General features: G+C 71.6%; 7 protein-coding genes and 1 pseudogene. 6 read left to right on the forward strand and 2 right to left on the reverse strand.

From position 1 onward, the window contains the following. Positions 1–339 (forward strand): annotated as a pseudogene (locus tag VFN12_RS17405) (diacylglycerol kinase family lipid kinase); the annotation flags it as partial. Positions 340–434: 95 nt separating this feature from the next. Here the strand turns inward: VFN12_RS17405 and VFN12_RS17410 are convergent. Further along, a complete protein-coding gene (locus VFN12_RS17410; RefSeq protein WP_325120062.1) occupies positions 435–1,139 on the reverse strand; it encodes a pirin family protein in 705 nt (234 codons plus the stop codon). 15 nt (positions 1,140–1,154) lie between these two features. Between VFN12_RS17410 and VFN12_RS17415 the strand changes: the two genes are divergently transcribed. Next, entirely contained in the window at positions 1,155–2,519 is a 1,365-nt protein-coding gene (locus VFN12_RS17415) for a GH1 family beta-glucosidase (protein WP_325120064.1), read from the forward strand. Positions 2,520–2,579: 60 nt separating this feature from the next. On the opposite strand, the gene VFN12_RS17420 is transcribed toward VFN12_RS17415, so the two are convergent. Continuing rightward, positions 2,580–3,722, reverse strand: a complete 1,143-nt coding sequence (locus tag VFN12_RS17420; RefSeq protein ID WP_325120065.1) for a MalY/PatB family protein — start codon at positions 3,720–3,722, stop codon at positions 2,580–2,582. Positions 3,723–3,803: 81 nt separating this feature from the next. On the opposite strand from VFN12_RS17420, the gene VFN12_RS17425 reads away from it, so the two are divergent. Genes VFN12_RS17425 through VFN12_RS17440 form a run of 4 tightly spaced genes read left to right on the forward strand, consistent with a single transcriptional unit; the run spans position 3,804 to position 7,695 of the window. Beyond that, complete coding sequence (locus VFN12_RS17425; RefSeq protein WP_325120067.1) at positions 3,804–4,265, forward strand: DUF4396 domain-containing protein; 462 nt, start codon at positions 3,804–3,806, stop codon at positions 4,263–4,265. Positions 4,266–4,311: 46 nt separating this feature from the next. Beyond that, positions 4,312–5,472, forward strand: coding sequence for a CaiB/BaiF CoA-transferase family protein (locus tag VFN12_RS17430; RefSeq protein WP_325120068.1), 1,161 nt, complete (start codon positions 4,312–4,314; stop codon positions 5,470–5,472). A 20-nt stretch (positions 5,473–5,492) separates the two neighbouring features. Further along, on the forward strand, positions 5,493–6,227 hold the full coding sequence (locus VFN12_RS17435) for a glutamine amidotransferase (RefSeq protein ID WP_325120069.1): 735 nt from the start codon (positions 5,493–5,495) through the stop codon (positions 6,225–6,227). A gap of 25 nt (positions 6,228–6,252) precedes the next feature. Further along, a complete protein-coding gene (locus tag VFN12_RS17440; protein ID WP_325120071.1) occupies positions 6,253–7,695 on the forward strand; it encodes an NAD(P)/FAD-dependent oxidoreductase in 1,443 nt (480 codons plus the stop codon). Positions 7,696–7,788: the final 93 nt, after the last annotated feature.

Below are 7,788 nucleotides of genomic sequence, written 5' to 3' on the forward strand. Positions count from 1 at the left end.
AACTCCGCCTACTACGGCAAGGGCATGAAGATCGCGCCGGAGGCGCTGATCGACGACGGAGCGCTCGACGTGGTGGTCATCGAGGCCGCGTCGCGTCTCGAGCTGCTGCGCGCGCTCCCCACCGTCTACGACGGCACGCACGTGGACCGGCCGGAGGTGTCGGTGCTCCGGGGCAAGCGGGTCGAGGTGCGTGGCGACGCCCGTCTCCCGATCCCGCTCGGGGGTGACGGCGAACCGCTCGGCGCCCTCCCCGGCCTCGACGAGGAGCCGGCGGTCGTGGAGATCCACCCCGGGGTGCTCTCGATCCTCGCCGACTCGGCGCAACTGCCGCACTCCTGACTGCCGAGTCGGCGTGAATGCCGGGATGCCGTCAGCATTGGCGCCGACTCGGGCCGCTCGAGCCCGGCAGCTGCGCCGACTCGGCCAAACGGGGGTCAGCCGAACGACCAGACCAGGAGCTCGGTCGGTGAGGCCGCGGTCAGGGTCAGTCCCGGCCGGTCGGTGATCCGGAAGGCGTCGCCGGCGGAGAGCGGCTCGGCCAGGCTCGACCGGGCGAGCGAACCGGTGGCCACGAAGACGTGCTGCAGCGGGTCCTCGGGCAGCACGACCGTGTCGCCGGCGCCGAGCAGCGCCGCGTAGAGGGTCGCGGACGCCGTACCGATCCGGGCGGCCGCGGACCGGTGGCGTCCGGACACCACCGGCACCAGCTCCCCGGAGGCCAGCGCGTCCCCGATCGTCGCCGTGTTGTACGACGGCGCGACGCCGGACTCATCCGGCCGGACCCACGTCTGGACGAACCGCGTCGGGCCCGAACCGGTCTCCGCGATCTCGCTGTGCGAGACACCGGTGCCGGCCGAGAGCACCTGGACCCGACCGGTCCCCACGGTGGTCGGCGGACCCACGGAGGCGGTGTGCACCAGCGCTCCGGAGAGGACCCAGGTGACGATCTCCAGGTCCCGGTGCGGGTGGTCGGGATAACCGGCACCGCCGCGCAGGAGGTGGTCGTCGTGGCAGACCATCGGGCCGAATCCGACGTTGTCGGGGTCGTAGTGGTCGCCGAACGAGAAGGAGTGGCGTGTGATCCGGCCCTCGCCCCGGGTCGCGAACCTGACACTTCCCCTGCGGACCTCGACGGACATGGAGACAATGAAACCGTGTTTCCCCAACTCCCCCCGGGCTTTCGGTTCGGTACCAGCACCGCGTCGTACCAGATCGAGGGTGCGGTCGCCGAGGACGGCCGCGGCCCGAGCATCTGGGACACCTTCGCCGCCCAGCCCGGACACATCGCCGACGGCACCAGCGGCGCCGTGGCCTGCGACCACTACCACCGGTGGGAGGAGGACGTCGCGCTGCTGAAGGAGCTCGGCGCCCCGGGCTACCGCTTCTCGATCGCCTGGCCGCGGATCCAGCCGACCGGATCGGGGCCGGCCAACGCCAAGGGCCTCGCCTTCTACGACCGGCTGATCGACGCGCTCCTGGAGGCGGGTGTGGAGCCGATGGTCACCCTCTACCACTGGGACCTGCCGCAGGCGCTCGAGGACGACGGCGGCTGGCTGAACCGCGAGACCATCGACCGGTTCGCCGAGTACGCCGCCATCGTGGGCGAGGCGTTCCACGACCGTGTCGAGCACTGGATCCCGGTCAACGAGCCCAACGTGGTGACGAGGTACGGCTACGGCATCGGCGAGCACGCACCCGGGAAGCAGCTGCTCTTCGACTCGCTGCACGTGGCCCACCACCTGCTCCTCGGGCACGGTCGCGCCGCGATCGCCCTGCGCTCGGCGGGTGCCCGGAGCATCGGCTGCGCCAACCACCACGCCCCGATCTGGCCGGCCAGCGACGACGACGCCGATGTCGGCGCGTCGAAGCTCTTCGACACCATGTGGAACGGCATGTTCATCGAGCCGATGCTCCTGGGCCGCTACCCCGGCGACTTCGCGTTCATGATGGACGACCTGGTGCTCCCGGGTGACCTGGCGACGATCCGCCAGCCGCTCGACTTCTACGGCGTCAACTACTACAAACCGGTCAAGGTCGCGGCTGCGCCGGACGAGGCCCCCATGCCGTTCGAGCTGCTCGAGCCGCTCGGCTACCCGCTCACCGACATGGGCTGGCCGGTCGTGCCGGACGCGCTGCGCGAGTGGCTGATCATGTTCCGCGCCCGTTACCGCGCCGCACTGCCGCCGATCGTCATCACCGAGTCCGGGTGCGCCTACTCCGATGAGCCGGACGCCGACGGCGTGGTCGACGACCAGCGCCGGATCGACTACCTCGACGCCCATCTGCGGGCCGTGGCCACCGCGATCCAGCGCGGGGTCGACGTCCGCGGCTACTACACGTGGTCGCTGATGGACAACTTCGAGTGGGCCGAGGGCCTCTCCCAGCGGTTCGGGCTGGTGCACGTCGACTACGAGACGCTCCGGCGTACTCCGAAGAAGTCCTTCCGGTGGTACGCCGACGCGATCGCCGCCCAGCCCGCGGAGCCGGCGCCCAACAACGGGCCGGCCGCCAACTGGTAGCACGCCGGTACGCCTGCTGCCCGCCCGTTGCAGCGGCCCGGAACACGGGCAGACGGCCGGTTACAGCGACAGCGCCGCGCCGAGACGGCGGAGGATCTCGGTGAGCCGCTCGGGTGAGGTGGCCATGTTCAGGCGGGCGTGCCCGTCGAGTCCCGGGTGGTAGGCGTGGCCCGGCGAGAGCAGCACCCGCTCCCGCTGCAGCCCCACCTCGGCCGGGTCGCGGTGGCCGTAGGCGCGCAGGTCCAGCCACGGCAGGTACGTCGCCTCGAGGTGACGCATCCGGGCGTCGGGGAGGTGCCCGGCGAGCAGCCGGCCGAGCAGCGAGCGGAGCTGGTCGAGCCGCTCGACCAGTGCCGCGAGCCACGCGTCGCCGTCCTCGTAGGCAGCGATCGCCGCGACGGCGCCGAGCGAGGACCACGAGTCGTTGCGGGCCATGGGGATCTCGACCAGCTGCCGGCGGGTGGCGGCGTCGGTGGTGACGATCTGCGCGCACCGCAGCCCGGCGGTGTTGAACGCCTTCGACGACGCCACGACCGCGACCGCGTGGTCGGCGGTGCCTTCCAGGGACAGGTAGGGGACGTGCTGGGCCCCGGGCAGCACCAGCGGTGCGTGGATCTCGTCGCTGATCACCCGGGCCCCGTGCCGCACCACGACGTCGCGGATGCCCTCGAGCTCCTCGCGGGTGTAGACGTGGCCGCACGGGTTGTGCGGCTGGGTCAGCAGCAGGGTCCGCGCGCCGTCGGCGAAGAGCCGGTCGAGGTGGTCGAGGTCGAACATCGCGGTCGGCGCGTCCGGGTCCACCGGCAGGTCCCACCGTTCGCGTCCGGTGATCTGGGCGACGTCGAGCTGCGGGTGGTAGGCCGGGAGCGGCAGCACCATCGGACCGGGGTCGCTGAGCACGTCCAGGGCCACCCGGACCCCGGCGGTGACGTCGACCGTTCCGAGCACATCGGTGGGGTCGAGCCGCTGGCCGAAGTGTCGCGCGGCGAAGCCGGCGTACGCCTCACCGAGCCGGCCGCCGGGCCCGAAGACCGGATAGCCGGTCACCCCGGTGTTGACGGCGTCGAGCAACGCCTCGCGGACTGGCGGCGCCAGGGCGTAGTCCATCTCGGCCACCCAGGCGGGCAGCACGTCCGGCTCGACGCTGCCCCACTTGAGGACGATCGCGCGCCGGGCCTCGTCGTCGGTCAGGTCCTTGATCACCGTCCGAACCTAACGAGTCGACGTCGACGGAGGCGTCGCACGACCTTGACACATACCCCTAGGGGGTATAAGTTCGGGCCCATGAACACCTGGCGCACCGCAGTCTCTGCCACGCTTCACTGCCTCACCGGCTGTGCCATCGGCGAGGTCCTCGGCATGGCCCTGGCCACCTGGTGGGGGTGGGGCGATGCCGCGAGCATCGCGCTGGCCGTCGCCCTCGCGTTCTTCTTCGGCTACCTGCTCACCTTCGTGGGGGTCCGGCGGGCGGGCCTCGACGTCGGTACGGCGGTGCGCACGGCGCTGGCCGCCGACTCGTTGTCGATCCTGGTGATGGAGATCGTCGACAACGCCTTCCTGCTGGCGGTCCCGGGCGCAATGGAGGCAGGCCTGGGCGACCTCTTCTTCTGGGGAGCCCTGGCGGCGGCGCTCGCGGTGGCGTTCGTGCTCACCGTGCCGGTCAACAAGTGGATGATCGGCCGGGGCCGTGGCCACGCCGTCGTCCACGAGCTGCACATGCACGACGCGGCGGCCGGCCACCACTGAGACAGCACCTCCTACCGTGACAGTGGACCTGTCATGATGCGGAGGCATGGGCGTCGAACTCGGTCAGGGGACTGGCCCGCTGCGTGGGGTCAGGGTCGTCGAGCTCGCGGGCATCGGACCGGGACCGCACGCCTGCACCATCCTCGCCGACCTCGGGGCTGACGTGATCCGCGTCGAGCGGCCGGGCGGCGCGGCGACCGCCGGCGGCAGCCGCGAGACCGACCTGCTCACCCGTGGTCGCCCCAGCGTCGCCCTCGACCTGAAGCAGCCCGCCGCGGTCGAGGCGGTCCTCCAGCTCGTCGAGACCGCCGACATCCTCGTCGAGGGGATGAGGCCGGGAGCCACCGAGCGCCTCGGCCTCGGCCCCGACGAGTGCCTCGCCCGCAACCCGAGGCTCGTCTACGGCCGGATGACCGGCTGGGGACAGACCGGGCCGCTGGCCCACGCGGCCGGTCACGACATGAACTACATCGCGATCACCGGCGCACTCCACGGACTCGGCCAGGACCCCGCACGGCCGCACTTCCCCAGCAACCTGGTCGGTGACTTCGGCGGCGGGTCGACGTACCTCGTGATCGGCGTGCTGGCCGCGCTGATGGAGGCCAGGGTCAGCGGGCAGGGCCAGGTCGTCGACGCGGCGATCGTCGACGGCACCACCCACCTGAACACGATGGCCTCGGCGATGCTGGCCGGCGGCACGCTCCAGGAGCGGCGGGCCGCCAACCTCCTCGACGGCGGGGCGCCGTTCTACGACCTCTACGAGACCGCCGACGGCCGCCACATGACCGTCGGGGCGCTGGAGCCCCGGTTCTACGAGGAGTTCGTGACCCTGCTCGGCATCAAGGACGAGGCGCCGGACCGCTACGACCTCGACCGCCTCGAGGAGCTGCGCGAGCTGATCGCGCGCACCTTCCGGCAGAAGACGATGACCGAGTGGGCCGGCATCTTCGACGGCACCGATGCCTGTGTGGCGCCGGTGCTGACCCTCTCCGAGGCGGCCCGCGACCCGCACATCGTGGCCCGCGGCTGCCTGGTCGAGCACGAGGGCATCGTGCAGCCCGCGCCGGCGCCGCGGTTCTCGCGCACGGAGGCCACGCTCGGGACGCCACCGACCGCGGCCGGCGCCGCCACCGTCGAGGCGCTGGAGGCGTGGGGGGTCAAGGACGTGGCCGCCCTGGTCGAGAGCGGCGCAGCGGTCCAGGGGTGAGCCGAGATGGTGAGCAGAGCATGAGGCCCTTCCTCTTCCTCGGCACCCGCCCCGAGGACGACGCCGCCGACAACGAGTACGCCTCGGTCGTGCGCTGCACGGGCCTGCCCGAGGGCGACGTCGAACGCCGGCGCCTCGAGCGGGAGCCGCTCGGGCAGGTGGACCTCGACGACTGGTCGGGGATCATCCTCGGCGGCGGTCCCTTCAACACGAGCGACCCCGAGGTGGACAAGTCACCGGAGCAGCGGCGGGCCGAGCGCGACCTCCACGACCTGGCCGAGCGGGTGGTCGCGGCCGACTTCCCGTTCTTCGGGGCCTGCTACGGCATCGGCATCCTGGGCAGCCTCCGAGGGGGTCTCGTGGACCGCACCCACGGCGAGCCGATCGGCGCCACCTCGGTGTCCCTGACCGGGGAGGGTCGGGCGGACCCGCTGTTCGACGGCCTCCCCGACACCTTCGACGTGTTCCTCGGACACAAGGAGGCAGTCACCCGGCTGCCCGAAGGCGCCGTACGGCTGGCGTCGTCGGCGACCTGCCCGGTCCAGGCGTTCCGGCTGGGAGCCAACGTCTACGCCACGCAGTTCCACCCCGAGCTCGACATCGAGGCACTGTGCCTGCGGATCGAGGTCTACAAGAACCACGGCTACTTCGACCCGCCGCAGGCCCAGAGCCTCAAGGACATGGCGCGCCGCAGCGTCGTCGTCGAACCGCCCCGGCTGTTGAAGTCCTTCGTCGAGAGGTACGCCCGCCCATGATCACCCGACCAGCCACCCGCTCCGCATGACCGAGCACGTCGACGTCCTCATCATCGGCGCCGGTCTCTCGGGAGTCGGCGCCGCGGCGCAGCTCACGCGCGAGCACCCCGCCCGGAGCTACCTGGTGCTCGAGCGCCGCGCGGCCAGCGGCGGGACCTGGGACCTGTTCCGTTACCCCGGCATCCGCTCGGACTCCGACATGTACACCCTCGGCTACCGGTTCAAGCCGTGGCGGGCCGACACCGCCCTCGCGGACGGCCCGGCGATCCTCGACTACGTCCGCGAGACCGCGCGGGAGTACGACGTGGAGTCGCACATCCGCTACTCCCACCGGGTGACCAGGGCCGACTGGGACTCCGCGACCGCGCGGTGGAGCGTGGAGGTGGAGACGCCGGACGGGCCGCGCCGGCTCACCACCGCCTTCCTGTGGTCGTGCAGCGGCTACTACGACTACGACCAGGGCTACACGCCCGAGCTGCCGGGCGTCGAGCGGTACCAGGGCCGGCTCGTGCATCCCCAGACGTGGCCGGAGGACCTCGACTACCGCGGCAGGCGCGTCGTCGTGATCGGCAGCGGTGCGACCGCGGTGACGCTGGTGCCGGCGATGGCGGAGTCGGGCGTCGGCCACGTGACGATGCTCCAGCGCTCGCCCACCTACGTCCTGTCGCTGCCGGCGGTCGACGGCCTCGCCCGGCTGCTGCGGCGGCTGCTGCCGGAGAAGGCGGCGTACGCGGTGACCCGCTGGAAGAACGTCGCGATCGCGACCCTCGTCTACCAGCTCAGCCAGCGGCGCCCGCGATTCATGCGCGGCGTGATCCGCAAGCAGAACACGAGGCTGTTGCCGGTCGGGTACGACGTCGACACCCACTTCAACCCGCGCTACGACCCGTGGGACCAGCGGCTGTGCCTGGTGCCGGACGGCAACCTCTTCCGGGCGCTCGAGAGCGGCACCGCGGAGATCGTCACCGACACCATCGACACCTTCACCGAGACCGGGCTGCGGCTGGTCTCCGGGCGCGAGCTCGATGCCGATGTGATCGTGACGGCCACCGGGCTCAACCTGATGCTGTTCGGAGGCATCGAGCTCACCGTCGACGGCGTGAAACCAGACCTCCGCGAGCAGATCGCCTACAAGGCGCTGATGCTCAGCGGGCTGCCCAACTTCGCCTTCACCATCGGCTACACCAACGCCTCGTGGACGTTGAAGGCCGACCTCGTCGCGGAGTACGTCTGCCGGCTGCTCACCCACCTCGACGAGCACGGCCACCGGTCCGTCGTACCCGTGCCCGGGCCCGACGTGCAGGAGCGACCGTTCCTCGACTTCACCCCGGGCTACGTGCTGCGCTCCCTCGACTCGCTGCCCAAGCAGGGCCACCGCGAGCCGTGGCGACTCCGGCAGAACTACCTCCGCGACGTCCAGACGATCCGCCGCGGAGAGATCGACGACGGCGCGCTGCGCTTCGGCTGAACCCACCCCGTCTCGCCTGCCCGGCCGGCAGCTGCGTCATCACGCTCGGAACGCCCCGATGTATCAGAGCGTCCTGGGTGTGCTCCTTCTTTG

Origin of the sequence: Nocardioides sp. (assembly GCF_035703625.1) — a bacterium.
Lineage (GTDB): Bacteria > Actinomycetota > Actinomycetes > Propionibacteriales > Nocardioidaceae > Nocardioides.